Origin of the sequence: Paraburkholderia franconis, assembly GCF_009362735.1 — a bacterium.
GTDB lineage: Bacteria > Pseudomonadota > Gammaproteobacteria > Burkholderiales > Burkholderiaceae > Paraburkholderia > Paraburkholderia franconis.
This window is the reverse complement of the sequence record NZ_WHNP01000033.1, coordinates 68,622-94,989: the sequence shown is the minus strand read 5'-3', so window position 1 is coordinate 94,989 and position 26,368 is coordinate 68,622. Positions and strand designations below refer to the sequence as shown.

The window sequence follows — 26,368 nt, the reverse complement described above, 5'->3', positions numbered from 1 at the left end:
GCGGCGTTTCTGAACCGTTTGAAGCCGAGCATCACATTCGTTCTGGATTTGATATGGCGATGGTCCTGCTCGATCAGGTTGTTCAGGTATTTCGAGGACCGGACCTTCGTGTCTTCAGGCAGCGAACCATCGACCATCATCTCGCGCACCGCGCGGTGCGAGGCAGCATAGCCATCGAGCGTGATGATCTCCGGCGACTGGCCCTGATGCCTGATCGCCTTGCTGAAAAAGGCTTTGGCCGCGCCCACTTCGCGCCTCGCCCTGAGCATGAAGTCCACCGTCTGGCCAGCCCGATCGACCGCCCGGTATAGGTAGACCCACCTGCCACGAATCTTCAGGCAGGTCTCATCGACACGCCACGAGCGACCCGCAGGGGTAGCAAAGCGGTTCCAGCGTTTGACGAACTCGGGCGTATAACGCCTCACCCAGCGCAGGATCGTCGTGTGAGCCAGCGACAAACCCCGTTCGGCCATCATCTCGGCCAGATCGCGTAGGCTGAGCTTGTACCGCAGGTACCAGCGAACACACAGAACGATGATCTCCCGATCAAAATGGCGTCCACCGAACAACTCATCCAGACTCTTCAGCTTGCTCATCGCGGGTTATCAGTTCGTTTTGCTACGACAACTCTAACTGATCGCCAACCCTATTTGCACCAGAGCCGTCGTGGGCATTCTTTTCGGTGCGGTCAGCGCGATGGTATTCGGGTCGGTTGCTTCGCCGTGGCTCGTGCTGGTCGTGGGATTCGGCGTGGTTCATTTCCCGGCGGCGTGCATATTGGCGATTAAACATCTACGCCATTCAGGAAAAAGCTGAGCAGTACGGCCGGGGAAAAGCTTGCCGAATCGATGAATGCGCACACGAGCGCAGGTCGTACGGTGGCCGTGAAAATGAAAAATTCCACATTGCCGCCTATGATACGAAGGTCCGACGCGGCCGGTGCATCGCCAGATGCGTCATCGAGCGGTGGCCATGTTGCGCACGCGGAAACCACGACTATGGAGATGCTCGTAATGGACGATGTTCTCCTCGATGCCACCCCTTTGAGCGCCGACGAACTGCACAACATGAACCGGTATTGGCAGGCGTGCAACTATCTGTCGGCCGGCATGATTTACCTGCGCGCGAATCCGCTGTTGCGCGAGCCGCTTGCGAAAGAGCACATCAAAAGGCGATTGCTCGGCCACTGGGGTTCCGATCCCGGGCAAAGCTTCGTGCTCGTGCATCTGAACAGGGCGATTACGCTGCGGGACCTGAATGTCATTTTTATTTCCGGGCCGGGTCACGGCGCGCCCGCGACGTTGGCGCACAGCTACCTCGAAGGGCGCTACTCGGAGATCTATCCGGACCGCGCGGAAACGGAAGAAGGCATGGCGCGCTTTTTCCGCCTGTTTTCGTTTCCGGGTGGCATCGGGTCGCATTGCACGCCGGAAACGCCGGGCTCGATTCACGAAGGCGGCGAACTGGGCTACAGCCTTTCGCATGCTTACGGCGCTGCATTCGATAACCCCGATCTGATCGTCGCGGCGATGATCGGCGACGGCGAAGCGGAAACGGGACCGCTCGCGACGTCATGGCATTCGAACAAATTCCTTAATCCCGCCCGCGACGGCGCCGTACTGCCCGTTCTTCATCTGAACGGCTACAAGATCGCCAATCCGACTGTTCTCGCCCGCATTCCACACGAGGAGCTCGCTGCGTTGATGACGGGTTACGGCCACAAGCCGTATTTCGTCGAAGGCGACGATCCGCAGACGATGCATCAGAAGGTGGCTGCGACGATCGATCGTTGCATCGAAGAAATCCGGGCGATCCAGACGCGCGCGCGTACCGATGGCGACCTCAGCCGTCCGAGCTGGCCGATGATCGTCCTGCGGACGCCAAAGGGATGGACGGGCCCGCGCGAAGTTGGCGGACACAAGGTGGAGGGTTCGTGGCGTGCGCACCAGGTTCCCATCGCGGACCCGGAGAGCAACCCGGAGAGCCTCAAGCTCATTGAAGAATGGCTGCGCACCTACAAGCCGGAGCAACTGTTCGACGAGTCGGGAAGACTGGTTGAAGAACTGCGCGCGCTTGCGCCGCGCGGCGACCGCCGGATCAGCGCGAATCCTCATGCAAACGGCGGGGCGTTGTGCAAGGCGCTCGATTTGCCGCCCTTCGAAGATCATGCCGTCGACGTGAAGGTTCCGGCCGCGACCTACCTGTCTCCAACCGACGCGCTGGCGAAATACCTGTGCGACGTGATGCGCCGGAACATGACGAGCTTCCGCGTGTTCGGACCGGACGAAACCGCGAGCAACAAGCTCTCGGCGATCTACGAGGCTTCGAAGAAAGCGTGGCTTGCGCTCACGGAGGAAAGCGATAGCGACGGCGGCGAACTGGCCGCCGACGGACGCGTGATGGAAATACTCAGCGAGCACACGCTGGAAGGCTGGCTCGAAGGCTACACGCTGACGGGCCGTCACGGACTCTTCGCGACTTATGAAGCATTCGTGCATGTGATCGATTCGATGTTCAACCAGCACGCGAAGTGGCTCGAAAAAGCGAAGCGCGAATTGCGCTGGCGGCAACCCGTGCCGTCGCTGAACCTGTTGATTACGTCGCTCGTATGGCGTCAGGATCACAACGGCTTTACGCATCAGGACCCAGGCTTTCTCGATGTCGTGACCAACAAGAGCCCCGACGTCGTGCGCATTTATCTGCCGCCCGATGCGAACTGCTTGCTGAGCGTCGCCGATCACTGTCTGCGTTCACGCGATTACGTGAACGTGATCGTCGCCGACAAGCAGCCGCATTTGCAGTATCTGGACATGAAGGCCGCGATCACGCATTGCACGAAGGGCGTCGGCATCTGGGACTGGGCATCGACCGACCAGGGGCAGGAACCGGATGTCGTGATTGCGAGTGCGGGCGATATCGCGACGATGGAAGCACTCGCTGCCGTCGAAATCCTCAAGGGGCTGTTCCCGGATCTGAAAATGCGTTTCGTGAACGTGGTCGATCTGTTCCGTCTGATGCCCGAGACCGATCATCCGCACGGACTATCGTCACGCGACTTCGATTCGCTGTTCACCACGGACAAGCCCGTGATATTCAATTTCCACTCGTATGCATCGCTCGTTCACAAGCTCACGTATCGCCGCACCAATCACGAGAACATTCATGTGCATGGCTATGCGGAGAAAGGCAACATCAATACGCCGCTTGAACTGGCAATCATTAACGGCATCGACCGCTTCACGCTCGCTATCGACGTGATGGACCGTGTGCCGGCGCTGCGTGGCGTGGGCGATCATGCAAAAGAGCGCTTGCGCGATCAGCGGATCGAACACGTCACGTATGCGCATGCCGAAGGAATCGATCGAGAAGAAATTCGCACCTGGACGTGGAAGGGCAGCGATGCGGTTAAACAGGCGTGAGTGTTGAAAAACGGGAAGGCGGCTGTCGGATGTGATTGGCCTTATGAGGCGATAACACAGCAAGACTTCGACCATTGGGATGGCGAGCTGCACCGCGCGTTCGCAATTTCGGCGGAGTTCATCGACTCTTCTTTCGATTCTTCGTCGCGCGTTCTTCCAGACGTCCGTTGCACTCGACAATGATTTCGATCGCCTTTTCGGCGCTGGGCGATAAGGTGCGATGCGCGAGACTCACAATCGCAAATCGCGTCGTAAGTTCCTTCGAGTCTTCGAAGTCAATCGTTCGCAGGGCTCCGCTGTCGAGTTCTCGCCATACCGCCGAGAAAGGACCGTATATCACCATATCGGAGTCTGTTGCCAACTCCTTCAGCATGTGAAAACTGTTGCATTCGACTGCGAACATAGGCTGTTCAAAGGGTTTGCGTTGCATCAGCTTGCGCAAATTCTCAAGCGTGTGTTTCGGGGCTGGCACCGAAGCGACCCGAAGTTCTCGCAGCATCGAAATCCTGCGCCGGCTCCTGGAAAAGATAGGGTGTTCCGGCCTCGCGAACCATCCGCACCGGCAGGACGGCAACGGCCTGATCGCCAGTTCCGGTGACGGTGACACGGCGGATTCCACCGTGATCATGAAATCAATGGTCTCTGCGTGGAGCCGTTCGAGGAGTGCGACCCAGTCGTCCACACTGACATGCACGGAAAGGCGCGGGTTAGAGCGCGCGAGCACGGCGATCGTGTCGCTCAATAGCGCCGCAGCGGGAATGGGGCCGGCGCCGATCATGACTTCCCCAAGCTCATGGTTATTGAAGAGCTTCACATCGCGATCAAGCGCCCGAATTTCAAACAGCGCTCGCCGTGCACGCTCGACAACCAGCTTTCCACCGGGCGTCAAGACGATTCCGCGAGGATGACGATCGCAGAGCCGCATGCCGAGTTCGTCTTCCAGCGACTGAATGCTTCGCGTGAGCGCAGATTGGGTCAGGTGCACTTTTTCGGCGGCTCTTGCGAACGCGCCTTCGTCTGCAAGGGCAACAAGATGTTCGAACTGGCGCAGGTTCACTATGAGTTCCACTCAACGATGGCATTCGCAATTTGCAATGGAAGTATAGACCCGTCTCATCTAGAGTTGGAGGCTGCGAAATAGGGGGCGTCCGCGACGTACCCAGGCGATGCTTGCCGCGGCGCGCAACCGATAAGCGCAGGCATTCGCCCGCCGCAGATACAGCCGAGACAAATGCATGTACTGATCGTATGTGCCCATAACGAATTGCAGGAGACAACGTGAAACGGATGATGATCCCGGTGTGGTTTATCGCTGCACTCTGGGGAGCGCTTTGGGCAACCCAGGCGGTCGCTGCGTCAACGATTACCGAGCCGACGAGAGTTACCGGCCGCCCTGGCTACAACCAGCCCAATCAGTATCTGACGGGCCAGACAGTCAAGCTGGCGGATAACATGGAGCCGGTCATCAACAATCCTGACCAGGCCGCTGAAGCCCGGCAGAAGCTGTCAGCGTTGCAGAAGCGTGCTGGCAAACGTCCGAATGTGGTTATCTTCCTGCTCGACGATGTCGGCTACAGCGACTTTGGCTTTAACGGTGGGGGGCCGGCCGTCGGCAACGATACGCAGGATGTCGACCGCATCGCGAGCCAGAGCCTGATTCTCAGTTCCGCCTACTCGCAGCCGAGCTGCTCGCCCACTCGTGCAACGATCATGACTGGCGAGAACATGGCGCACCACGGCATCCAGATTCCCGTCATGTATGGTCAGCCGGGGGGCCTCGCTGGAATGACCACGCTTGCCGCGCTCATGTCGCGACAGGGCTACACCACGCAGGCGGTCGGAAAGTGGCACATGGGCGAAAACACGGCGTCGCTGCCGCAAAACGTCGGCTTCGACGATTTCCGGGGCTTCCTTTCCGTCTCCGACATGTACACGGAGTGGCGCGACCCGCAGTACAACCCCGAGGTGGCGCTGAGTCCGGAACGCTATAACTACATCCTCAATCTCCCTTTCAACAAGAGCGACGTGCATGCTGCCAAAGGCGGTCAGCTCGAAAATCTGTACGAGATCAACGCGGACAACATCAAGGATCTCGACCAGAAGTGGCTCGACTACACCGTTGGTTTCCTGAACCGGCAGAAGGACGCCACAAAGCCGTTCTTTCTGTACTATGCACCGCGCGCGTGTCACTACGACAATTACCCGAGCGACTACTACCGCGGAAGGTCCGCGGCGCATACGAACTACGGCGACTGCGTGGTCGAGGTGAACGACATATTCAGGAAGCTGGTCGACACCCTGCAGGCAAATGGCGAGCTGGATAACACGATCATTTTCTTCGGCTCCGACAATGGCCCGGAGCAGGAGATCCAGCCGGCTGCGAAAACGATGTTTCGCGGCGGCAAGGGCTCGACGTGGGAAGGCGGAGTGCGCAGCCCGTTCTTTGTGTACTGGAAAGGCATGATCGCGCCTCGCAGATCGGACGGCCTCTTCGACTTCGCCGACATGTTCAACACGTCGCTGTCGCTGGCGGGACTGCCCGGCGCGGACCTTGCGAAAGCCATACCGTCGACGACCTATATCGACGGCATTGACCAGACGTCATTCCTTCTCGCCGACAAGGGCGTGTCGAACCGCAAGAGCATCTTCTACTTCTGGAACGACGAAGTCTCCGCCGTGCGCGTGGACGAGTTCAAGATGATGTTCAAGGCACAGCTGCCCGATTCGGTCAACCGCATGGGCTACAACGGTGGATTCGCGGGCACGGTCGGTCAGGCGTGGACTGCCATGGTGTTCAATCTGTATAGCGATCCTAAGGAAGAGGAATCGGTTCTTGCGCGTCACACCCCGCTGGAAGTCTTCTTGCTCGCGGAATATCGGCGCTATCTTGCCGTGCTGAAGAAGTACCCGCCGCGGCACCAGTTGTCCGTCAAATAGGCATGCGTCGGCGTCGTCGCAGGAGTCGGCGCTACGTTGCAAGGATCTCGAATGAATCTGGTAAATAGCAGTAGGCGCTTGTGGGGGGCGCTGGCATTGGCCGTTGTCATGTCCGCAGCCGGCCTCGCGGGCTACCGGTGGAGCCTGATGCCAGCCCCTCTGACAGTCGGCGATGGCAGGACCGGCCCGAAGGACATGGTCTGGATTCCGGGCGGCAAGTTCATGATGGGAGGCGAACATCCCCATGCAGTGCCCAACGAACGTCCTGCGCACCGCGTGAAGTTAAGTGGATTCTGGATCGACCGGCACGACGTGACGAACGCGCAGTTCGCGCGTTTCGTCGCGGCGACGGGCTACGTCACGACGGCGGAGAGAAAGCCGAAGTGGGAGGACCTCAGGATTCAATTGCCACCAGGCACCCCAAAGCCTGATGACAGTGTCCTTCAGCCCGGTGGTCTGGTATTCACGGGGACGGACGCGCCCGTACCGCTCGACGACTACACCCGCTGGTGGAAGTTCGTGCCCGGCGCGAACTGGCAACATCCCACGGGTCCGGGCAGTTCGATCGTCGGAAAGGATAATCACCCGGTAGTGCAGGTTTCATATGAGGATGCGCTGGCATACGCGAAGTGGGCTCACAAACGCCTGCTCACCGAAGCGGAATGGGAATATGCGGCACGGGGCGGGCTCGAGCAGGCCGATTACGCGTGGGGCGCGGAGTTCTCGCCTGGCGGGAAGAAGATGGCCAACACATGGGAAGACAGCGCGCGACCGTTCCCGGTGACGGCGGTACGTAACACAAGCGAAAAGGTTCAAGTGGGCACGTCGGCGGTAGGTACGTATGCCCCTAACGGCTACGGTCTCTACGATATGGCAGGCAACGTGTGGCAATGGGTGGGAGACTGGTATCGCGCGGATGCATTTCGTATCGAGGCAGCAGGCGGGCAGACGATCACCGATCCGGCCGGCCCGACGAACAGTTTCGATCCCGATCGGGGGGCGCTTGCGCACGCGCCTGCCAGGGTTACAAGAGGCGGTTCGTTCTTGTGTAGCGAGACGTATTGCGTGAGCTATCGGACGAGCGCACGGCGTGGTACCGATCCAATGAACAGCATGTCGCACCTCGGATTCCGCCTTGCCATGGATGAAAGCGAATGGCAGCGCGAATCGGGTCGATAGTGGGGTAGCGATCGGCTGCTGAGGTCCGTTTCGATCCGATCCGCAAGACAGGCGGTGGTAGTCCTTGGATTGCGAAACGCAGCAAAGCGGTCAGCACCTAAAAGCGGTCGACTCGAAACGGAAACGGATCTGCAACCGGTTTGGCGCCGACCATCATTTCCGCGAGCAAACGCCCTGTAATGGGACCGAGCGTCAATCCGTGGTGCGCGTGGCCGAACGCGAACCACAATTCCTTGTGACGTTTCGCCGGCCCGATGATCGGCATCATGTCGGGCGTGCAGGGACGCCGGCCGAGCCAGGGATGCTCGTCGAGCCTTGCGCCGAGCGGAAAGGTCTTACGCGCGATGGGTTCGATGGCATCCAGCTGCACGGGCGTTGCCGGCGCATCGCACGTGGCCAGTTCGGCGCCCGTCGTCAGGCGGATGCCGCGCGTCATCGGCGTGATCATGTAGCCGACCTCCGTATCGAGCACCGGCTGGTTCAGGCGCGCGCCATCGACAGTCGAGTAATGCATGTGATACCCGCGCTTGACGGCGAGCGGCACACGATAGCCGAGCCGCGCGCTGACGGTGTCCGACCACGGGCCCAGCGCGACAACCGCTGAATGCGCGTCGATGCGACCAGCTTCCGTATTCACGCTCCATTGCGGTTCGAGCGTCGTCGCATCGCCGATGAAGATGCGGCCGCCCAGTTGCTCGAAGTGGCGGGCGTAAGCGGTGACGAGTGCATTGGGATCGCTGACGGAATCGGCATCGATGTAGCGCAGTGCGCCGAGCAATGCATGACTCAGCGACGGCTCTTCGCGCCGCAGCCGGGCTGCATCGAGTGCCTCGAATGCGACGCCGTACTCTGCGTTCCATCGCTCGGCCTGGCGCAACTCCGAGTCCCGCTTGCGCGTGCTGCGGAATACCTTCAGCCAGCCGCCCGTGCGCAGCAAGGCCTGCGCGCCCGACGCCGCGATCAGCGCGCGATGCTCGCTGACGCAATGCTCGATCAGCGTCGAGTAAGAACGCGCGATTGCCGCATGCCGGTCCGCGCGCGAGTGATACCAGTAGCGGTACAGGAACGGCAGCAGCTTCGGCATGGCGCGTGGGTGGTAGCGCACGTCGAGCGAGCGGTTGCGCGCATAGCGCAGCAGTGTCCCCGGATCGCGAGGAAACGCGTACGGATACACGCCCTCGCGCTGGATCAGTCCCGCGTTGCCAAACGATGTCTCGTTGCCGGGTGCCTTGCGATCGACGAGCGCGACGGACAGTCCGCGCTGCTGCAGATGCACGGCCACCGACACGCCCACCATGCCCGCGCCGAGTACGACGGTATCGAACTTCATCGCAGCGTCTTCCTTGCCGATGACATCATGCGAGCGCGGTCACAGCGACTTCGACATCGAGGCCGGGCCTCATCAGCAACGCCTGCACGCAGGCGCGCGTAGGCGCATGGCCCGACGGCACCCAGGCCTCCCACACGGCATTGAATTCGTCGAAGTGTTTCGGGTCGCTCAGCCACACGTTCGCGGTGAGAACGCGCGTCTTCTCGACGCCTGCCGACGCGAGCAGCGTGTCGATACGCGTGAGGATCTCCGTCGCCTGGACGGTGATCGACGCGCCGGCCGTATCGGGCACCTGGCCGGACAGATAGACGATGCCGTTGGCGATCACCACCTGGCTCATGCGTGCGTTGGTTTGCAGTCGCTTGATTTCGCTGGACATGATGTTCTTACGAGTGAGTTACATGGATGACATGCTGGCATCACCGTCGCCGGAAGAGTTGAAAATGGGCGGCGCGGTGACGATCGACTTCAACGCTGGATTCGGCTGTGTGAGACGCGACAACTCGGGACGCGGACGGCGCAATGCGGGCTCCCTGTCGAACGCCTGTTCCATCGCGCGCGCGACGGCCAGCGTCTTCAGATCGCCATGATACGGCCCGACGATCTGCAAACCGAACGGCATGCCCGCATGATCGACGCCACATGGCAGCGACAGCGCCGGATGTGTCGTCAGCGTCACGACGTAGGTCAGCGCGAGCCATCGATAGTAGTTCTCTTGCGCGCGTCCGTTGATTTGCGCCGCGTACAGCTCGCGCCACGGAAACGGCGAAACGGGCGTAGTCGGCGACACGATCACGTCGTAGCGCTCGAATGCGGACTGAAAGCGCCTGAAAATGCGCGTCTGTTCCGCTTGCGCCCATGCGCTGTCGGCGAGCGTCATCGCCGCGCCCATTTCGTAGTTCGCGCGCGTGTTCGGGCCCAGTGCGCCCGGGTCGCGCGCATACGCATCGCGCAACCCCGCGACGAAGCTCTCCGCGCGGATCACATCGAACGAGCGGTGCACGTCGCCGAGATCGAATCTGACGGGCTCGCACATGCGCACCATCCTGGCGAGCGCGGCCATGCGCGAGCGGAACAGCGCGCGAATATCGTCGTCGACATCGCACGAGCCGAAGTCTTCCGTGTAGCCGACGCGCAGTGTGGCGAGATCGAGCGTGGGCAGCGTTGCGAAGCCAAGCGGATCGGTTTCGTAGCTGAGCGGGTCGCTCACCGACAGGCCCGCCGTCGCCGCGAGTTGCAGTGCCGTCTCTTCGACATCGCGGCCCATCGGACCGACTACCGAAATCGGCGTCCAGCCGAGCAGCCGACGCGAGTTCGGCACGAGTCCGGGAGAGGGACGGAAGCCGACCACGCCGCATTTCGATGCCGGAATGCGCAGCGAGCCGCCTGTGTCCGAGCCGGTGCAGACGGGCAGCATGTCGCACGCAAGGGCAGCCGCGGAGCCGCCCGATGAACCACCTGCGTTCAGTTCGGTGTCGAACGGATTGCCCGTCGCGCCCCATACCGGATTGCGCGTGTTCGCGCCGGCGCCGAGTTCCGGCACATTCGTCTTGCCGACGAGAATCGCGCCCGCCGCGCGCAGCCTTTCGACTAGCGTGACATCGCGCGAAGGCACATGGCCGCGCGACATCGGCGAGCCGTAAGTGGTGAGCAGGCCCGCCGTATCTTCAAGGTCCTTCACGCCGAGCGGCAGGCCATGCAGCAGTCCGAGCGGCTCGTCCGCGAGCACCTTGCGCTCGGCGGCCTTTGCGGCTTCGCGCGCATCGTCGTAACAGGTTGCCGTGATCGCGTTGACGGCGGGGTTGATGGCTTCGATCCGTTCGATGCAGGCATCGAGCAGTTCGACGGGCGAAATCTCTTTCGCGCCGATCATCCGGCGCAGCTCGACGGCATTGCGGCTGACGAGATCGTCATTGGCAGACATGGTTCGAAATCCTCGAGGCGAAGAAAGGTCAGGTTAGTGCTTCACCCGTGCGATCTTGCAACGATTCGACCGGATATCAAAGGCCTCAGATGTTCGCCTTCGACGCACGCTCCTGTCCGGGGGTGATAGAAAAAGCCTTGCGATAACACCGTCCGAGATGGGAGGCGCTTGTGAATCCGCACTGCAACGCGATATCGAAGATGGACGAGGTCGATTCGTGCAGCAGTTTTTGCGCGGCCTTCAGGCGTACGTCGAGATAGAACTGCGACGGCCCCATGCCGAAGTGCTTCAGCCACATGCGCTCGATCTGACGCGGCGAAATGCCCACCAGTGAAGCGATGGTCTGCACGGGTACGGGCCGTTCGATATTCTGTTCCATCAACGTGATCGCATTGACGATGCGCCGGTCCTCGATGCCGTAGCGCCACTGGATCGCCATTTTCTGGCTTTCCTGCGATGCGCGAATGCGCGTGTGCAGGAACTGATCGGCGACGTCGGCAGCGAGCCGATGGCTGTGCGCGCGAGCAATCATGTCGAGCATCAGATCGATGGCGGCCGTGCCGCCGCCGCACGTGAGCCGGTCGCCGTCGATGCAATAGAGGTCGCGCGTCACCGTCAATGACGGAAACTCGTCGGCGAGCGCTTTCAGCGCCTCCCAATGGATCGTGCAACGGCGTTTGTCGAGCAGCCCCGCGCGCGCGAGGATCATCGTGCCGAGACTGATGCCGCCTAGCGGTCGGCCACTCGCCGCATAGCGGCGCAGAAAATCGAACACCGACGCGTTGCGGTAGTTCTCGACATCGATGCTTGCCACCACGAATAGCTGATCGACGGCAATCGACGACGTCATCGCCGATTCCGGCAGCAGCGAAAACCCCGAACTCGACGACACGGGTTCACCGTCGGCGCTGATCAGATGCCAGCTATAGAGCGGCTTGCCGCTCATCCGGTTGGCGGCGCGCAGAGGCTCGGTTGCCGAGCTGAGCGCCATCATCGAGAAGTTCGGCACCAGAAAGAAGCCGATGCGTTGCGTGACGACGGGGCGCTCATGCGCACCGCGCGCGATGTCGGCCGCGCCCGCGTCGGCCGTCCGCCGTTCGAGATGCAGCGCCGCAGCCAGCTTCGGTGCCTCGTTGCTTTTCCTGCGCATGTCCATGGTGGAGGAGACAAGATAAGGAGACTGTCGCATATCGCGATGCGCGGGTCCATCGCGTCATGCGTGCCGGTGGGCGCTCAGGCCAGCGCCCGCATCATTCGCCCGTGTAGTTGGGCGTGCGCTTCTCGAAGGTCGCGGCAATGGCCTCGCGGTGATCCGCCGTGCGATGCACGATACCCTGAAACGCGGCCGACAGTTCCAGCAGACTCGGCAGATCCATCCGCTGACCTTCGCGTATCAGGCGCTTGCTCATGCGCAGCACGTTGGGCGGATTGCTCGCGATCCGTTGCGCCAGTTCATTTGCCGTGGGCAGCAACAGCGCATCGGGCACGACGCGCGACACGAGACCCCATTCGAGCGCGCATTGCGCGTCGATGGGCGTGCCCGTGAAGATCATCTCAGCGGCGCGCGACTGGCCGATCACACGCGGCAGCAGCCACGCGCCGCCGTCGCCGGGAATAATGCCGACTTTCGCGAAGCTTTCCGCGAACAACGCGCTTTGCGCGGCGATGCGGATATCGCACATCAACGCGAGATCGCAGCCCGCGCCATGCGCCGGGCCGTTGACGGCGGCGATGCAGGGCACGTCCAGTTCATGAAACGCACGCGGGATGCGTTGAATGCCGCGCCGGTAGTTCTCCCGTATCTGCGCCGAGTTGCCGCCGAAGGTGCCGACCTCGTCGCGCATGTGCTTGATGTTGCCGCCCGATGAAAATGCCGGGCCTGCTCCCGTCAGCACGATCGCGCGCACGGACAGATCCGCTTGAGCGCGCTCGAGACTCGCGACGAGCGCATCGACCACTTCCATCTCCGTCAACGCATTGCGCGTTTCCGGACGGTTCAGCGTGATGGTCGCCACGCCGCCGTCGAATTCGTAGAGTACCGGTTCATTCATGATTACGTTCCCGTTTGCAAGAGGTCCTGAGCCACGGAAGCCGCGAGCTCGCGCCGAAGCACCTTGCCGCTCGGATTCAGCGGCAGCCTGTCGACGAACAGCACCTTCTTCGGCCGCTTGTACGGCGCGAGGTCGTCGCTGGCCTTGCAGAATGCGATGATCGCGTCCTCCGTCAACTGCGTGTCGCTACGCACGACGAACGCCGTCACGGCCTGCCCCCACTTCGCATCCGGCGTGCCGATCACAGCGGCCTCCTGCACGCCGGGGCAGTGATACAGCACTTCCTCGACTTCGCGCGGATAGATGTTTTCTCCGCCCGAGACGATCATGTCGTCGGCTCGGCCGTGAAAGTGGAAGTAGCCGCCCGCGTCGACGCTGAAGAGATCGCCCGTATAGAGCCAGCCGTCGCGAAACTTCTTCGCCGTCTCGACGGGGTTGTTCCAGTATGCGCGCGCCAGTTGCGGGCCGCGCACGATCAACTGGCCGACTTTGCCCGGTTCGACGCATTCGGTCGGCGGCACTGCGCGCTCTTGGTCGTTCGTCACGATGCGGCAGGTGCTGATCAACGTCGGCTTGCCGCACGAGCCGAGGCGCGACAGCGCATCGCGCGGATGCAGCAGCAAGGTCAGACTCGCTTCCGTCATCCCGTAACCGTTATAGATGTTCGGGCAGAACTCGTCGATCACGCGCTGCATCGTCGCGGCGGGAATGGCCGCGCCGCCCGTCGTGATCATGCGCAGGCTGCGATGATCCGTCTGCGCGAACGTGGGGTGAAACAACATGTCCTGAATCTGCGTCGGCACCGCGAAGAGGGTAGTGATGCGATGCCGGGCGATCGCGGCGAGCGTGCGCTGCGGGTCGTAGCGAGGCAGCACGATGTTTGCCGCGCCCACCATCAGGTGCGGCATGAAATACGCCTGCATGCCGCCGACGTGATAGAGCGGGGCGATATGCAACGCGGCATCGGTGCTCGTCAGGCTGTACTCCATCACGCAGTTCGTGGCGATCGCGACGTCGTTGCCGTGCGTGTGGATCGCGCCCTTCGGGCGGCCCGTCGTGCCCGACGTGTAGACGAGCGCCGAGATGTCGTCGGGCGTGAGCGTGGGCAGTGGCGCATCGCGATGGCGCGTGCTGTCGATCAACGCATCGAAATTGTGATGATGCAGGGGCGCATACGCATCGACGGCTTCTTCGCCGTGTCCCGTCACGCAGATGTAGATGCGCAAATCGGGGAGCGCCTGCTCCGTCTTGGCGATGACGGGCAGCATCGACTCGTCGTAGATCAGCGCGCGTGCGCCGGCATCGCGAATGATGAAGGCCGCTTCGTTCGCGGACAAACGATAGTTCATCGGCACGGCAATCGCGCCGAGCAACTGGCACGCGAAATAGGCGGTTGCCGTTGCGTCAGAGGTCTTCTGGAAGATCGCGACGCGGTCCGTCTGCCGCACGCCGAGATCGAACAGCGCCTGCGCGAATCCGCGCACGCGCACGTCCCATTGCGCGTAGGTGAGGCGCGTGTCGCCGCAGACGAGCGCGAGACGCTCCGGGTACTTCGCGACCGTATTGTCGAACAGCGAGGTGATAGTCAGCATGATGGAAATGGAATACGGTCAAAGGTTGATCTTGAGTTCCGGCAGATCGCGCGAAGCGATCAGGTACTTCACCATTTCCGATGTGCCGCCGACGATCGTCAGCGCGCGCGCGTCGCGATAGAGTTGCTCGGCGCGGCCGTATTCTTTCGTCAGGCCGTCGCCGCCCAGAATCTGCACCGCTTCGTTCGCACAGAAATTCGCGGTCTCGGTCGCGACGAGCTTGGCCATGGCCGCTTCCTTCATCAGCGCCTTGCCGTCCGTGCCCGCGTCGTACATCTTCGTTGCGCGATAGGTGATGAGCTCGGCTGCGTCGATGCGCCAGCTCATCTGCGCAATCTTGTCCCAGATGAGCTGCTTGCAGCCGAGGAACTGGCCGAACGTCCTGCGGCTCTGCGCATGCTGGCGCGCGATCTCGAACGCGCCGCGCGCGACGCCGAGACCGGAGCCGCCGAGAATCGCGCGCTCGAAGTTGAACATGCCGCGCATGATCTTGAAGCCGTCTCCAGCCTCGCCGAGCAGATGATCGGCGCTGACGCGGCAATCGTCGAACTTCACTTCGCCCACGATGCAGCCGCGTCGTCCCATGAACGTGTAGTTGCGGGGAAAGCTGATGCCGGGCGCGTCTTTCGGCACGGCGACGGCGGTGACGCGCGGCTTCGCGCCGTCATCGCGCGGCGCGATGCCGTAGACGATATACACGTCCGCCACAGAAGCGTTCGAGATGTAGCGCTTGAACCCGTTGATCACCCATTCGTTGGTGCGCGCATCGTATTCGACGCGTGTCTGCATGTCCGCCGAATCGCTGCCTGTGCCGGGCTCCGTCACGCAGATCGCGCCGATTGCACGGCCATCGAGTATCGGCTCGAGGTACGCGTCGCGCAGCCGTGCGCTCGCATGGCGATGCAACGGATACGCGCAGCTCAATGCCGTCGCAATGGTCGTCTCGAACGCATAGTTGATCGCCGATGCTTCTTCGGAAAGGATCGTTGCGTGCGTGAGGCCCGGCTTTTTCAGCGAGCCTCGATAGAGATCCACGAACATCAGCCGCAAGTAGCCTGCTTCGCCCAGTGCGCGCACAACATGTTTGACGGCGTTCCAGTCCTGGCGGTCTTCGATATCGACGGCGCGCGGCGCAAGCTCGCGTTGCAGGAAAGCGCGCACTTCGCTGCGAAACGCGTGGTCTTCTTCGGTGAGGAGAAAGTCTTGCATGGCTGGCGACGCTTCAGTTCGTGGCAGGTTGACGTGTGGTGCGAATGCCGCGCCCGGCGAATACGCGCGAGTCGCGTACGGTCGGCAGCAGAAAGCGTGCCTCGCGTAGCGAGGCGAAGTCGAGTTCGCCGACAACCAGTTCCTCTTCGGTCGTCGAGCTCATCGCGACCGTGTTGCCGAATGGATCGAGAATGCGTGAGCCGCCCCAGAAGCAGAGCATGCCTTCCGTGCCGACGCGGTTCGCCATCACGACGGCGACGCCGTAGGTCACCGCGTAAAAGCGCAGGTTCAGTTCCCATGACGACGGATTGTCGAACCCGCCGCCCACTGCCTCACGTGCCGAGCTGATGGGGGCCGCGAGCAGCGTGACCCCGTCGCACATCAGATCGTGCACGAGGCCGGGGTTCCACAGGTCGTTGCAGATCGGCGTGGCGACGCGCCATCGGCTGTCGATATCGAACGCGCCGAGTTCCGCGCCTGGCGCGTAATAGAGGCCGTCGCGCAGCTTGCCGTAGGTCGCGAGTTGCACCTTGCGATGCACGTGCACGACCCGTCCGCACGTCACGGTTGCCTGGCTGTTGTAGAACTGGCCGCCCGGCGCTTCTTCGATAAAGCCAAACGACGTGTGCAGATCGCCGCTCGCTTCGGCAAGCGCGGCGAGCGCGGGATGGTCGAGGCGCATCGCGAGCCGCAATGCGTCTTTTCCGGCGCTATGGCCGCATAGCGACAGCTCGGGGAACAGCAGCATCGAGACGCCGCGCTCGCGCGCATCGTCGATCATGCGCAGATGCTTCGTGAGATTCGCGTCGAGATCGCCGTATGAACTGTCGATCTGCGCGGCGGCAACGGTCAGCGTGCCGTCGCGCGCCGTATCGAAAGAAGGGTAAGGCATGTTGTTGTCTCTCAGGTTTGCATGTTCTTGATGCGTCAGAGCAGACCCGCTTCCTTCAGGAAGTCATGCGAAACCTCGCTGAACGACTTCTTTTGCACGTCGACGGACGCGTTCAGGCGCGCCATGGTCGGCGCGTCGAGCTTTGCCGAAAGCGCGTTCAGGATCGGGCCGAGTTTCGGGTTGGCATCGAGTGTCGCCTTGCGGATCACGGGCGTCAGCGCATACGACGGAAAAAAGCCCTTGTCGTCCTTGAGAATCACGAAGTTGAACGCGGGCACGCGGCCATCGGTGGCGAACACGAGCGCGATGTCCACTTGACGGTCCTTGAGCGCCTGATACGTGAGGCCCGAATCCATCCGCTTGATTTCGTCCTGCGAGAAGTCGAAGCCATAGAGCTTTTGCAGCGGACGCAGACCGTCCGGGCGCGCATAGAATTCCGAGTTGCACGCGAACGTGAGCGTCTTGCCCGCCTTGATCGCTTTCGCGAGATCGCTGAGTGTCGCGATGCCGAGCTTCTTCGCTTCGTCCTGATTCATCGCGAACGAGTAGGTGTTATTCGCGCGCGACGGATCGAGCCACACGAGACCTTTCGCGGCATCGAGTTCTTTCACCTTCTTGTAGGTATCTTCGGGCGAAAGGCGGTCGTTGATCTTGTTGTACGTGATCAGCGACGTGCCCGTGTATTCCCAGTACACGTCGACCTGCCCGTTTTCCTGTGCCTGGCGCAGCACGGCGCTGCCCATGCCGTCTTTTTTCGTGACGTCGAAGCCTTTGGCCTGCAAAAGCTCGGTCGTCATTTCGGCGAGCAGTTGCTGTTCCGTGAAGTTCTTGCCGCCGACGACGACATTCGCCGCCGCGCACGTGATGGCCCAGGATGAGGCCAAAGAGAGGGCGACGAGCGCGCAGGCTCGCTTGAAAAAGGCAGTCTTCATGATGTCCTCGAAGAAACGCGTGAGCGTGTGGTTGAACTAGCGTTGTGGATTGACGCCGCGCGACACGAGATGCGCCTGCATCTGGCCGACGAGCAAGTCAGTGAGAATCGCGAGCAGCGCAGTTGGAATCGCGCCCGCCAGTAGCATCGAAAAGTCGTTCATGTCGATGCCGGTGAAGATCAGTTCGCCAAGCCCGCCGCCGCCGACGAGAAAGGCGAGCGGTGCGGTGCCGACCGTGATCGCGAGCGCGGTGCGGATGCCCGCGAAGATCACATACAGCGCGTTCGGCAATTCGACGCGTAGCAGGATCTGCGTGGGCGTCATGCCCATGCCCGTCGCTGCTTCGATCAGCGCGGGGGGCACGGCGCGCAAGCCTTCGAGCGTGTTCAGCACGATCGGCAGCAAAGTGGCCACCCAGAGCCCGAAGACCGACGGCCAGCGGCCGATGCCGAGCACGCTCATCGCGAGCGCGAGCAACGCGAGCTTCGGCACTGCCTGGCCCATGTTGACCGTCTGCAGGACGGCTTGCGCGACGCGCGCCTGCTTGCCTGTCGCGCGGCTCAGGTAGATGCCGAGCGGCACGGCGACGACAATCGCGAGGCCGCCTGCAATCGCGACCATCGTCATTTGCTGGATCGACTGATAGATGATGTCGCCGCGATACTGGCCGATCGACGCGAGCAGGTTGTCCGCGTGTGCAAGCGCGGGTGCGGTGCATGCCGCGAGCGCGACGCAGCGTGAAAAGAGCGCTTTCTTGCAGGTGTTCATGCGCGTGTCTCCGAGGGCAGTCGCAGCATGTCGACGATATGCGCCTGATTCACGTAGCCGACAAAGCGGCCGTCGTCGTCGACGGTGGGCAGCCATGACTGGCCGAGCGCGAACATCGATGAAATCACGCTACGCAGATCGTCGCTCTGACGCGCGAAGCCCTGCACAGGATTCGCGTGCGCCGCCATCAGCTTGCCGTCGATCGTGCGCAGCTCGGCGGCGCTCAGATAGCCTTGCGGCTTGTCGGTGGCATCGAGCAAGATGATCTGCTCGATGCCGTGCTGTTCGAGCAACGCACGCGCGCGATCGCTGCTTTCGCCGACACGCGCCGCGCACTCGCAGGCCGACAACGCATCCCTTGCACGCACGAGGCGCAGCCGCTTCAACGCGCGATCCGCGCCGACGAAGCCTGCAATGAACTGGCTCGCGGGCCGCGCGAGGATCGTATCCGGCGTATCGAACTGTTCGAGCCTGCCGCTGCTGAAGATTGCGATGCGGTCGGCCATCTTCACCGCTTCGTCGATATCGTGGCTCACGAACATGATCGTCTTCTTCACCTGTTGCTGGATACGCAGAAACTCGTCCTGGATCAGCTCACGGTTGATAGGGTCGATCGCGCCGAACGGTTCGTCCATCAGCATGACGGGTGGGTCGGTTGCCAGCGCGCGCGCCACGCCAATGCGTTGCTGCTGCCCGCCCGACAGGTCCTTCGGATAGCGCGACAGGTAGATCGACGGATCGAGCGCGACGATCTCCAGCAACTCCGCCGCGCGGCGCTTCGTCTTCGCCTTGTCCCAGCCGAGCAGACGCGGCACGACGCCGATGTTCTCCTCGACCGTCATGTTCGGAAAGAGACCGATCTGCTGGATCACATAGCCGATCTGGCGGCGCAGTTCGACGACGTCGAACTCGTCGGTATCGCGGCCGTCGATGAAGATCTTGCCCGAGGTCGGCTGGATCAGGCGGTTGATCATCTTCAGCGTCGTTGTCTTGCCGCAGCCAGAAGGGCCGAGCAGCACGCAGATTTCGCCCGCGCCGACTTCCATGTCGATGCCGTCGACCACCGGGGCGCTTGCGCCTTCATAGCGCTTCGTGATGTTGGAGAGCTTGATCATGGTTATTGCGCGTGACGAGGAGATTTACGAAGGGAAGCCCATGCGCCGAGACGCAGCGCGAGCGTGGCGGTGCGCGACGGCCCGCGCAGGCCTTTCGGCGTCAGCAGGCGTTGCACCCAGGCGAGGCCGTAGTCGGCGGCGATGGCGAGCACGCTGACGAGGATCGCGCCGGCAATCAGCTGGCGCGGGTCCGATTGCGAAATGCCGCGGCTGATCAGCTTGCCGAGCCCGCCCGCGCCGATGTATGCGGCGACGGCTGCAATGCCGACGTTGATCACGACGGCCATCCGCACGCCCGCCATGATGATGGGCAGCGCGATCGGGATCTCGACTTTCCAGAGACGCTCACGCGTCGTCATGCCGATGCCGCGTGCGGCTTCGCGCAACGCGGGATCGATGTTCGTGATCGCCGTGTACGTGTTGCGCACGATGGGCAATTGCGAATACAGGAAGAGCGCAATGACAGTCGGCAGGAAGCCGATACCCTGGCCGATCACGGAAAGAATCGGGATCATCAGCCCGAACAGCGCGACGGATGGAATCGTCATCACGATGGCGGCCGTGTACAGCACGATCTTCGCGGCGCGCGGACTGGCCGTGATCGCGATGCCGAGCGGCACGCCAGTCAGGATGGCGAAACCGACACCGACGCCGACGATCTCGATGTGCTCGATGGTGAGCCGGACGATCGACGCGAAGTTGTCGACGATGAAAGCAAGCGTTTCCACGTTATCTCCTATGTGGACCAGAGTTGGCGCTTTGGCTGTCGGCCAGAGTTGGCGCTTTAGCACTGACTCCAGCCCCATGCCGAGCATCTGCTCTGGTCCCATGCCTTGCGGCGTATTCAGGTGCTTCTTGCTTCGTTTGCGTTGAACAAAAGATAGCCGGACAAAATCGGCAGGTTCTCATCTGTAGTCGACCTTGTTTGTCACAAATGCGACATCGCGATTTTGCTGCGGTGCAATTCCTTTATCAGGCAAGGGGCGGCAGGCCAGACGATTACGGGTTATCCCTTGCTCGAAAGCGACAGGCGGTTGAACGTTTGCATCTGGAATTGCCGCGCGGCGCGTCTATTTCTTTTCTCGCGGGCGTTCTTTCAATTGCAAAGCAACAAGACCCTATAATCCGTTTTTTAAATCGCGCGCTTGGCGCGCCGCGCTTATTCGGCAAGTAACGGAAGACAATGACGAAGATGCGGGCGGCGAGCAGGGGTAGAAAACTAAATGAAAATCGCAGAGATCATGACCCGTCGCGTCGTGACGGTTGGTTTTGACGACACATTGACCACTGTAAAAGAGATCTTCGACTCAGTCGGTTTTCACCATTTGCTAGTGGTGGAAGACGGGCAGCTGCAAGGCGTCGTGTCGGATCGGGATTTGTTGCGCGCGATGAGTCCGTTCATCGGTAGCGTCGTCGAGTCGCCGCGAGATGTCGCGACGCTCAACATGCGGGTGCATCAGATCATGAGTCGCAAGCCGGCCACGCTCACGTCCGATGCCGAGGTTTCAGCGGCAATCAGCCTGTTCCTCGACAATCGGATCTCGTGCATTCCCATTGTCGATGGCGAATTCAGGCCGGTCGGGATCGTCAGCTGGCGGGATATTCTCAAGGCGTGGCCAGCGGCGGATACGGCACAGGCCGGCGAGGGGGAATAAGCGCCGCGTCGAGAAGCGACCAGCAGGCCGGCTGACGGGCTGTCGATGCTCGCAGCCGGCACTCGCAGTCGACGCCGTAGATGCACATGCAAGCGTTCCGGGCCAGCGGCCGAAGCATCCCGGCCGCCGACCCGTTCCACACCATCGTTATCCTGCGGCAACGGCCCCTGCGTCTTCGCATGCGTAGCTCAATGCCGTCGCGACCTCCGGACACGTCACCTTGCCGAGCGCCACGTTGAGGCCGCGGCGCAAATGCTCGTCGTCGGTGAGCGCTTTACGCCAGCCCTTGTCCGCGATCTGGAGGACAAAGGGCAGCGTCGCGTTGTTCAGCGCGTACGTGGACGTGCGTGGCACGCCGCCGGGCATATTGGCGACGCAGTAGTGAACCACTTCGCCGACCTTGTATGTCGGTTCCGCGTGGGTCGTGGCTTTTGCTGTCTCGCAGCATCCGCCCTGGTCGATCGCGACATCGACGATTGCCGACCCTGGACGCATCGCTTCGACCATCTTGCGCGTCACGAGCCTGGGCGCGGCCGCGCCGGGAACCAGGACGCCGCCGATCACGAGATCGGCGTCGAGCACATGTTGTTCGATATTGTCCTGGTTCGAATAGACAGTGACGACGCGCGCACCGAGCAGCCGGTCCATGCGGCGCAACACGTCCACATTACGGTCGATGACGACGACCTGCGCGCCCGTGCCGACGGCGATTTGCGCGGCATTGGAGCCGACCACGCCGCCGCCGAGGATCACGATCTTCGCGGATGGAACGCCTGCCACGCCGCCGAGCAGAATGCCCTTGCCGCCGTGCGCGCGCTCCAGGCAAAAGGCACCCGCCTGAATCGACATGCGTCCCGCGACCTCGGACATCGGCGCGAGCAGCGGCAGTCCGCCGCCCGGCTGCGTGACCGTCTCGTAGGCGATGCAGACAGCGTTGCTTTTCACGAGATCGGCGCATTGCTGCGGATCGGGCGCGAGGTGCAGGTAGGTGAAGAGAATCTGCCCTTCGCGCAGCATTGCGCGCTCGCGCGCTTGCGGCTCCTTGACCTTGACGATCATGTCGGCTGCGGAAAATATCGCCTGGGCGTCAGGCGTCACTTGCGCGCCGGCTGCCCGATAGGCGTCGTCGGATGCGCCGATGCCCGCGCCCGCACCTGTTTCGACGCTCACCGTATGTCCGTGCGCGACGATCTCGCGCACGGATGACGGCGTGAGGCCGACGCGATATTCGTGGTTCTTTATTTCCTTCGGAACGCCTATGTGCATATTGCCTCCTGTGTGGAACTTCACGCGGGCCGCAAAGCCATCTGATTCGTCAGATTTCACCACGGCAGCGAATAGGTCTTGGTATTGGTGAAGCTCTTCATCGCCTCCTGCACGCCTTCCTTATAGCCTAATCCGGAATCCTTCACGCCGCCGAACGGCGTGAGTTCGAGCCGGTATCCCGGCACCTCGCGCACGTTGACGCTGCCCACTTCCAGCTCCGAAATGAAGCGTGTGATGTAGTCGAAGCGGTTCGTGCACACGGAAGACGATAACGCATAGTCGGTGCTGTTTGACATCCGGATTGCTTCGTCGATTGTGCGGAAACGCATGATCGGCGATACGGGACCGAACGTTTCATATTTGACGAGCGGCATATCCGGTGTGATGCCGTCGACGACCGTGGGCGAATAGAGCGCGCCGTCGCGCCGATTGCCGGCGAGCAGGCACGCGCCGCGTGCGATCGCATCGTCGACCTGGCGTTCGCAGAAGCGCGCAGCGGCTTCGTCGATCACGGTGCCCATATCGACCGATGCGTCGGCGGGATTGCCGTATTTCCACGCGCGCGTCTTGTCGACGACGAGATCGGTGAAGCGGTCGGCGACGGCCTCGTGCACCAGCATCCGCTTGATTGCAGTGCAGCGTTGTCCCGAGTTCTTGTAGGAACCCGAGACGGCGAGCGTGCTGGCTTCGTCGAGATCGGCGTCTTCCATCACGATGATGGGATCGTTGCCGCCCAGTTCGAGCACCGCGCGCCGATAGCCCATGCGTGACGCGATCGATTTGCCGATCGATACGCCGCCCGTGAACGTGATCAGATCGATCGCGCGATTCGTGATGAGTTCATCGGCGATCACGGCGGGGTCTCCCGTGATCACTTGCAGCATCTGAACGGGCAAGCCGGCTTCGTACAGGATGTCGGCGAGCAGATAGCACGACAGCGGCACTTTCTCCGACGGCTTCACGACGATCCGGTTGTTCGTCGCGATGGACGGCACGATCTTGTGCGCGACCTGGTTCATCGGGTGATTGAACGGCGTGATGGCCGAAATCACGCCGAGCAGCGGATCACGCTGCGTGTAGACGCGGCGCTTCTTGCCGTGAGGCGTGAGATCGCACGAGAAGATCTGCCCGTCGTCCTTCAGCACCTCGCCCGCGCCGAACACGAGCACGTCCGCGACGCGGCCCGCCTCGTATGTCGAGTCCTTGATGCACAAGCCGGCTTCCGCCGTGATCAGCGCGGCGATTTCGTGCGTGCGCGAACGCACGGCATCTGCCGCGCGCCGCAGGATCGCCGAGCGCTCGTAGCGCGTGAGCGTCGGACGATACGCGCGCGCGACGTCGAACGCGCGCCGCACGTCGTCGAGCGTCGCCTTCGGCACGGTGCCGACGAGCGTGCCGTCATACGGGTTTCGAACATCGATCACCTCGTCGCGATAGATCTTTTCGCCGTCGATCCGCAGCGCCTCATGGCGAACCTGCGATTGTCCTTTCGTCGTGTCTGCAATGGCGTTCATGGGCGTGTCCTCGTCACTGAAGATGATTGAGCGCGATGTCGATGATGTCGAAGTTGCGCAGGCGTTCGCGTTGCGCAGCCGACTTTGCGACGGGCTTGTTGAAGATCAGCGGAACGGTCTGCTCGGCAAGGCCGCCGTGCGAACGCAGCGGCGCGTCGAGTCCCGAAAGATCGTGTTTGATGCGCCGCGTGCCGAGCACGACGTCGCGCCTCGAGATCACGATCAGATCGCCCATTCGCGCGGGCGGCAATTCGAAGCGCGCGCATCCGTCCGCGCCCGTGAGGACCAGTTCGATGCCGGGCTCGGCCGCGAGCTTGCGGCGCAGCGCATCGGCATCGGTATCGGCGAGGGCGGGCAGATAGACGGTCGCGAACGACCCGAGCGCGCCGTGATGCACGACATACGGGTCGGTGATCGGCAGGATCACGCGCGCCTTGTCCTCGCCGAGCCATTCGTCGAAGCGCTCCTGCAGATAGATCACGTTGGGTTCGCCATCTGCGTTGTGCTTCGCGTTCATGCCGTGGTCGGCCGTGATCGCGACGATGGCGCCCAGTTCGTCCAGGCGCTGCAGATAGCCGTCCATCATCTGATAGAACGCGTTTGCGCCGGGCGTGCCGGGCGCGCACTTGTGCTGCACGTAGTCGGTGGTCGAGAGGTACATCAGGTCGATGTCGCGCGTCTCCAGCAGACGCACGCCTGCCGCGAATACGAACTCCGACAGGTCCGCGCTGTACACGCTCGGCACCGGCTTGCCGACCAGTTCGATCACATCGTCGATGCCGTTCTCGTCGAGCGTAGCCTCGTCCGCTTTCTCCGACGAGAAGCAGATGCCCTTCAAGCCTTTGCCGAGCAGACGGCGCAGCTTGTCCTTGGCCGTGACGACGGCGACCTTCGCCCCCGCGTCGGCGAAACGCGCGAGCACCGTGGGCGCGACCAGGTACTTCGGATCGTTCATCAACACTTCCGTGCCGCTCTCGCGATCGAAGAAGTAGTTGCCGCTGATGCCGTGCACGGCGGGCGGCACGCCCGTCACGATCGACAGGTTGTTCGGGTTCGTGAAGCTCGGCACGACGCAGTCGCCCTTGAGGGCGGTCGCCGGCTTCAACAGCTTCTTGATGAAGGGCGCGACGCCCGCATCGGCCGCCATCTCCAGATATTCGTACGCGCAACCGTCGACGCAGACCACGACGACGGGTCTGCGCATCCAGTTGTAGCGACGGCCGTTCACTTCGATGGATACAGGGGATTCGCTCATGGGTTTCTCCTTTGACCAGGGTAATCCGGGAATCGTTGATGAGGCGTTGTGTGGCAAAGTGTGGCAATACTTGACATTAAAATTGACGTTTTGTAGATTGTCAACAACAGACAACAACAAAGCAGTCGACGAGGGTTGCAGCATCGAGCCGCAGCAGAACCACCGCAGCGGAGCCACCGCAGTAGAGCCATATATCGCAGCACTGGCCGTTTCCGTCGCTGGCCGCGACGCCATTTATCAAGGGGTCTGGAGATGAAGGAACAAGCGGGATTCAACGGTTGCAAGGGTCTTCTGAACGTGGCCGCGCGCTGTGTCGTGGCGGCGTCGCTGGCGTTCGGCGCGGTGCAGTTGGCGCACGCGAAGACGCAATTGCTGGTCTATACGGCGCTCGAAGACGAGGCGATGAAGCCGTACAAAGATGCGTTCGAGAAAGCGAATCCGGACATCGAGATTCGCTGGGTGCGCGACTCGACAGGCGCCGTCACGGCGAAGCTGCTGGCCGAAAAGAACAATCCGCGCGCCGATGTCGTGCTCGGCTTGGCTGCATCGAGCCTGACGCTGCTCGACCTGCAAGGCATGCTGATGCCGTATGCGCCGAAGGGCTTCGACAGCCTCACGCGCAAGTACAGCGACAGCAACAATCCGCCGCATTGGGTCGGCATGGACGTGTGGGGCGCAACCATCTGCTACAACCGCGTCGAGGCGGAGAAGCGCCACCTGCCGAAGCCGACTTCATGGGAAGACCTCGCAAAGCCCGTCTACAAAGGGATGATCGTGATGCCGAGCCCGGTCTCGTCGGGCACGGGCTATCTGGACGTCACCTCGTGGCTGCAGTCCTTCGGCGAGGAGAAGGGCTGGCAGTACATGGACGCGCTCGACAAGAACGTCGCGCAATACGTGCATTCGGGTTCGAAGCCTTGCACGCTGGCGGGCACGGGCGAATTCCCGATCGGCATTTCATTCGAGTTTCGTGGACATGAGTTGCAGGCGCAAGGCGCGCCCATCGATCTGATCTTCCCGAAAGAAGGACTCGGCTGGGACATGGAAGCGACGGGCGTGATGAAGACGACCAGGCACCCCGAGGAAGCGAAGAAGCTCGCGGACTTCATGGCAAGCCGGCAGGCGAATGAAATCACCGCGCAATGGTGGGCGATCGTCGCCTATCCGGGCGTCGCGAAGAAGCTCTCCGGTATCCCCGACAACTATTCGCAAATGCTCGTGAAAAACGACTTCGTGTGGTCCGCGAAGAACCGCCAGGCCATTCTCGACGACTGGCAAAAGCGCTACGGCAGCAAGGAGCAGAAGTAGCACTGGGTCTCGCGTGAAGCGC

At 62.1% G+C, this 26,368-nt stretch carries 24 protein-coding genes; 7 read left to right on the top strand and 17 right to left on the bottom strand.

Features of this window, described 5'->3' with window-relative positions; all coding sequences use genetic code 11:
- Positions 1-596: IS6 family transposase (locus GCT13_RS29130; protein WP_152763959.1), on the bottom strand; the 596-nt coding region annotated here is incomplete at its 3' end.
- 70 nt (positions 597-666) lie between these two features.
- On the opposite strand from GCT13_RS29130, the gene GCT13_RS48585 reads away from it, so the two are divergent.
- On the top strand, positions 667-816 hold the full coding sequence (locus tag GCT13_RS48585) for a hypothetical protein (protein ID WP_193727786.1): 150 nt from the start codon (positions 667-669) through the stop codon (positions 814-816).
- A gap of 197 nt (positions 817-1,013) precedes the next feature.
- On the top strand, positions 1,014-3,419 hold the full coding sequence (locus GCT13_RS29125; protein WP_152763957.1) for a phosphoketolase family protein: 2,406 nt from the start codon (positions 1,014-1,016) through the stop codon (positions 3,417-3,419).
- A 118-nt stretch (positions 3,420-3,537) separates the two neighbouring features.
- Here GCT13_RS29125 and GCT13_RS29120 read toward each other — a convergent pair whose 3' ends face one another.
- Positions 3,538-4,476, bottom strand: a complete 939-nt coding sequence (locus GCT13_RS29120) for a LysR family transcriptional regulator (protein ID WP_152763955.1) — start codon at positions 4,474-4,476, stop codon at positions 3,538-3,540.
- A 230-nt stretch (positions 4,477-4,706) separates the two neighbouring features.
- Between GCT13_RS29120 and GCT13_RS29115 the strand changes: the two genes are divergently transcribed.
- Entirely contained in the window at positions 4,707-6,356 is a 1,650-nt protein-coding gene (locus GCT13_RS29115) for a sulfatase-like hydrolase/transferase (protein WP_152763983.1), read from the top strand.
- Between the two features lie 108 nt (positions 6,357-6,464).
- Entirely contained in the window at positions 6,465-7,535 is a 1,071-nt protein-coding gene (locus GCT13_RS29110) for a formylglycine-generating enzyme family protein (RefSeq protein ID WP_227747064.1), read from the top strand.
- A 97-nt stretch (positions 7,536-7,632) separates the two neighbouring features.
- On the opposite strand, the gene GCT13_RS29105 is transcribed toward GCT13_RS29110, so the two are convergent.
- The 12 genes from GCT13_RS29105 to GCT13_RS29050 form a co-directional block, all read right to left on the bottom strand.
- Positions 7,633-8,865, bottom strand: coding sequence for an NAD(P)/FAD-dependent oxidoreductase (locus GCT13_RS29105; protein ID WP_152763951.1), 1,233 nt, complete (start codon positions 8,863-8,865; stop codon positions 7,633-7,635).
- Positions 8,866-8,890: 25 nt separating this feature from the next.
- Positions 8,891-9,244, bottom strand: a complete 354-nt coding sequence (locus GCT13_RS29100) for a RidA family protein (RefSeq protein ID WP_152763949.1) — start codon at positions 9,242-9,244, stop codon at positions 8,891-8,893.
- 18 nt (positions 9,245-9,262) lie between these two features.
- Entirely contained in the window at positions 9,263-10,789 is a 1,527-nt protein-coding gene (locus GCT13_RS29095) for an amidase (RefSeq protein WP_152763947.1), read from the bottom strand.
- Between the two features lie 85 nt (positions 10,790-10,874).
- Positions 10,875-11,939: a GlxA family transcriptional regulator gene (locus GCT13_RS29090; RefSeq protein WP_227747063.1), complete on the bottom strand. Its 1,065-nt coding sequence runs from the start codon at positions 11,937-11,939 to the stop codon at positions 10,875-10,877.
- A gap of 100 nt (positions 11,940-12,039) precedes the next feature.
- On the bottom strand, positions 12,040-12,840 hold the full coding sequence (locus GCT13_RS29085) for a crotonase/enoyl-CoA hydratase family protein (protein WP_152763944.1): 801 nt from the start codon (positions 12,838-12,840) through the stop codon (positions 12,040-12,042).
- Positions 12,841-12,842: 2 nt separating this feature from the next.
- Complete coding sequence (locus GCT13_RS29080) at positions 12,843-14,432, bottom strand: class I adenylate-forming enzyme family protein (RefSeq protein WP_152763942.1); 1,590 nt, start codon at positions 14,430-14,432, stop codon at positions 12,843-12,845.
- Positions 14,433-14,450: 18 nt separating this feature from the next.
- A complete protein-coding gene (locus tag GCT13_RS29075; RefSeq protein ID WP_152763940.1) occupies positions 14,451-15,641 on the bottom strand; it encodes an acyl-CoA dehydrogenase family protein in 1,191 nt (396 codons plus the stop codon).
- Between the two features lie 13 nt (positions 15,642-15,654).
- Positions 15,655-16,533, bottom strand: a complete 879-nt coding sequence (locus tag GCT13_RS29070) for a nitrilase-related carbon-nitrogen hydrolase (RefSeq protein WP_152763937.1) — start codon at positions 16,531-16,533, stop codon at positions 15,655-15,657.
- A gap of 35 nt (positions 16,534-16,568) precedes the next feature.
- On the bottom strand, positions 16,569-17,465 hold the full coding sequence (locus GCT13_RS29065) for a glycine betaine ABC transporter substrate-binding protein (RefSeq protein ID WP_152763935.1): 897 nt from the start codon (positions 17,463-17,465) through the stop codon (positions 16,569-16,571).
- Between the two features lie 36 nt (positions 17,466-17,501).
- The gene (locus GCT13_RS29060; protein ID WP_152763933.1) at positions 17,502-18,233 is read right to left on the bottom strand and encodes an ABC transporter permease; all 732 of its coding nucleotides are present in this window, start codon (positions 18,231-18,233) and stop codon (positions 17,502-17,504) included.
- Positions 18,230-19,348 carry an ABC transporter ATP-binding protein gene (locus tag GCT13_RS29055; protein ID WP_152763931.1) on the bottom strand — a complete coding sequence of 373 codons (1,119 nt, stop codon included), beginning with the start codon at positions 19,346-19,348 and terminating at the stop codon, positions 18,230-18,232. The genes GCT13_RS29060 and GCT13_RS29055 overlap by 4 nt, the downstream gene beginning before the upstream one ends.
- A gap of 2 nt (positions 19,349-19,350) precedes the next feature.
- On the bottom strand, positions 19,351-20,076 hold the full coding sequence (locus GCT13_RS29050) for an ABC transporter permease (protein ID WP_321574690.1): 726 nt from the start codon (positions 20,074-20,076) through the stop codon (positions 19,351-19,353).
- Between the two features lie 495 nt (positions 20,077-20,571).
- On the opposite strand from GCT13_RS29050, the gene GCT13_RS29045 reads away from it, so the two are divergent.
- Positions 20,572-21,003, top strand: coding sequence for a CBS domain-containing protein (locus GCT13_RS29045; RefSeq protein ID WP_152763929.1), 432 nt, complete (start codon positions 20,572-20,574; stop codon positions 21,001-21,003).
- A gap of 147 nt (positions 21,004-21,150) precedes the next feature.
- Here GCT13_RS29045 and ald read toward each other — a convergent pair whose 3' ends face one another.
- Genes ald through phnA form a run of 3 tightly spaced genes read right to left on the bottom strand, consistent with a single transcriptional unit; the run spans position 21,151 to position 25,038 of the window.
- Complete coding sequence (gene ald / locus GCT13_RS29040; protein ID WP_152763927.1) at positions 21,151-22,269, bottom strand: alanine dehydrogenase; 1,119 nt, start codon at positions 22,267-22,269, stop codon at positions 21,151-21,153.
- Positions 22,270-22,325: 56 nt separating this feature from the next.
- Positions 22,326-23,783 (bottom strand): phosphonoacetaldehyde dehydrogenase, encoded by a 1,458-nt coding sequence (gene phnY, locus GCT13_RS29035; protein WP_152763925.1) that lies wholly within the window; start codon positions 23,781-23,783, stop codon positions 22,326-22,328.
- Positions 23,784-23,796: 13 nt separating this feature from the next.
- Positions 23,797-25,038, bottom strand: a complete 1,242-nt coding sequence (gene phnA / locus GCT13_RS29030) for a phosphonoacetate hydrolase (RefSeq protein ID WP_152763923.1) — start codon at positions 25,036-25,038, stop codon at positions 23,797-23,799.
- On the opposite strand from phnA, the gene GCT13_RS29025 reads away from it, so the two are divergent.
- Positions 25,037-25,294 (top strand): hypothetical protein, encoded by a 258-nt coding sequence (locus tag GCT13_RS29025; RefSeq protein ID WP_152763921.1) that lies wholly within the window; start codon positions 25,037-25,039, stop codon positions 25,292-25,294. The two genes, phnA and GCT13_RS29025, sit on opposite strands and share 2 nt — an antisense overlap.
- Positions 25,291-26,346 carry a putative 2-aminoethylphosphonate ABC transporter substrate-binding protein gene (locus GCT13_RS29020; protein WP_152763919.1) on the top strand — a complete coding sequence of 352 codons (1,056 nt, stop codon included), beginning with the start codon at positions 25,291-25,293 and terminating at the stop codon, positions 26,344-26,346. Before GCT13_RS29025 ends, GCT13_RS29020 begins: the two co-directional genes overlap by 4 nt.
- The last annotated feature ends 22 nt before the right edge of the window (positions 26,347-26,368 follow it).

What these genes read in the sequence shown, in the direction of transcription:
- GCT13_RS29090 (WP_227747063.1), bottom strand. Translation starts at nt 11,939, where the DNA reads ATGCGCAGGAAAAGCAACGAGGCACCGAAGCTGGCTGCGGCGCTGCAT.
- GCT13_RS29115 (WP_152763983.1), top strand. Translation starts at nt 4,707, where the DNA reads ATGATGATCCCGGTGTGGTTTATCGCTGCACTCTGGGGAGCGCTTTGG.
- phnA (WP_152763923.1), bottom strand. Translation starts at nt 25,038, where the DNA reads ATGAGCGAATCCCCTGTATCCATCGAAGTGAACGGCCGTCGCTACAAC.
- GCT13_RS29025 (WP_152763921.1), top strand. Translation starts at nt 25,037, where the DNA reads ATGGGTTTCTCCTTTGACCAGGGTAATCCGGGAATCGTTGATGAGGCG.
- GCT13_RS29100 (WP_152763949.1), bottom strand. Translation starts at nt 9,244, where the DNA reads ATGTCCAGCGAAATCAAGCGACTGCAAACCAACGCACGCATGAGCCAG.
- GCT13_RS29085 (WP_152763944.1), bottom strand. Translation starts at nt 12,840, where the DNA reads ATGAATGAACCGGTACTCTACGAATTCGACGGCGGCGTGGCGACCATC.
- ald (WP_152763927.1), bottom strand. Translation starts at nt 22,269, where the DNA reads ATGCACATAGGCGTTCCGAAGGAAATAAAGAACCACGAATATCGCGTC.
- GCT13_RS29080 (WP_152763942.1), bottom strand. Translation starts at nt 14,432, where the DNA reads ATGCTGACTATCACCTCGCTGTTCGACAATACGGTCGCGAAGTACCCG.
- GCT13_RS29070 (WP_152763937.1), bottom strand. Translation starts at nt 16,533, where the DNA reads ATGCCTTACCCTTCTTTCGATACGGCGCGCGACGGCACGCTGACCGTT.
- GCT13_RS29125 (WP_152763957.1), top strand. Translation starts at nt 1,014, where the DNA reads ATGGACGATGTTCTCCTCGATGCCACCCCTTTGAGCGCCGACGAACTG.
- GCT13_RS29075 (WP_152763940.1), bottom strand. Translation starts at nt 15,641, where the DNA reads ATGCAAGACTTTCTCCTCACCGAAGAAGACCACGCGTTTCGCAGCGAA.
- GCT13_RS29105 (WP_152763951.1), bottom strand. Translation starts at nt 8,865, where the DNA reads ATGAAGTTCGATACCGTCGTACTCGGCGCGGGCATGGTGGGCGTGTCG.
- phnY (WP_152763925.1), bottom strand. Translation starts at nt 23,783, where the DNA reads ATGAACGCCATTGCAGACACGACGAAAGGACAATCGCAGGTTCGCCAT.
- GCT13_RS29065 (WP_152763935.1), bottom strand. Translation starts at nt 17,465, where the DNA reads ATGAAGACTGCCTTTTTCAAGCGAGCCTGCGCGCTCGTCGCCCTCTCT.
- GCT13_RS29110 (WP_227747064.1), top strand. Translation starts at nt 6,465, where the DNA reads ATGTCCGCAGCCGGCCTCGCGGGCTACCGGTGGAGCCTGATGCCAGCC.
- GCT13_RS29095 (WP_152763947.1), bottom strand. Translation starts at nt 10,789, where the DNA reads ATGTCTGCCAATGACGATCTCGTCAGCCGCAATGCCGTCGAGCTGCGC.
- GCT13_RS29055 (WP_152763931.1), bottom strand. Translation starts at nt 19,348, where the DNA reads ATGATCAAGCTCTCCAACATCACGAAGCGCTATGAAGGCGCAAGCGCC.
- GCT13_RS29045 (WP_152763929.1), top strand. Translation starts at nt 20,572, where the DNA reads ATGAAAATCGCAGAGATCATGACCCGTCGCGTCGTGACGGTTGGTTTT.
- GCT13_RS29060 (WP_152763933.1), bottom strand. Translation starts at nt 18,233, where the DNA reads ATGAACACCTGCAAGAAAGCGCTCTTTTCACGCTGCGTCGCGCTCGCG.
- GCT13_RS29020 (WP_152763919.1), top strand. Translation starts at nt 25,291, where the DNA reads ATGAAGGAACAAGCGGGATTCAACGGTTGCAAGGGTCTTCTGAACGTG.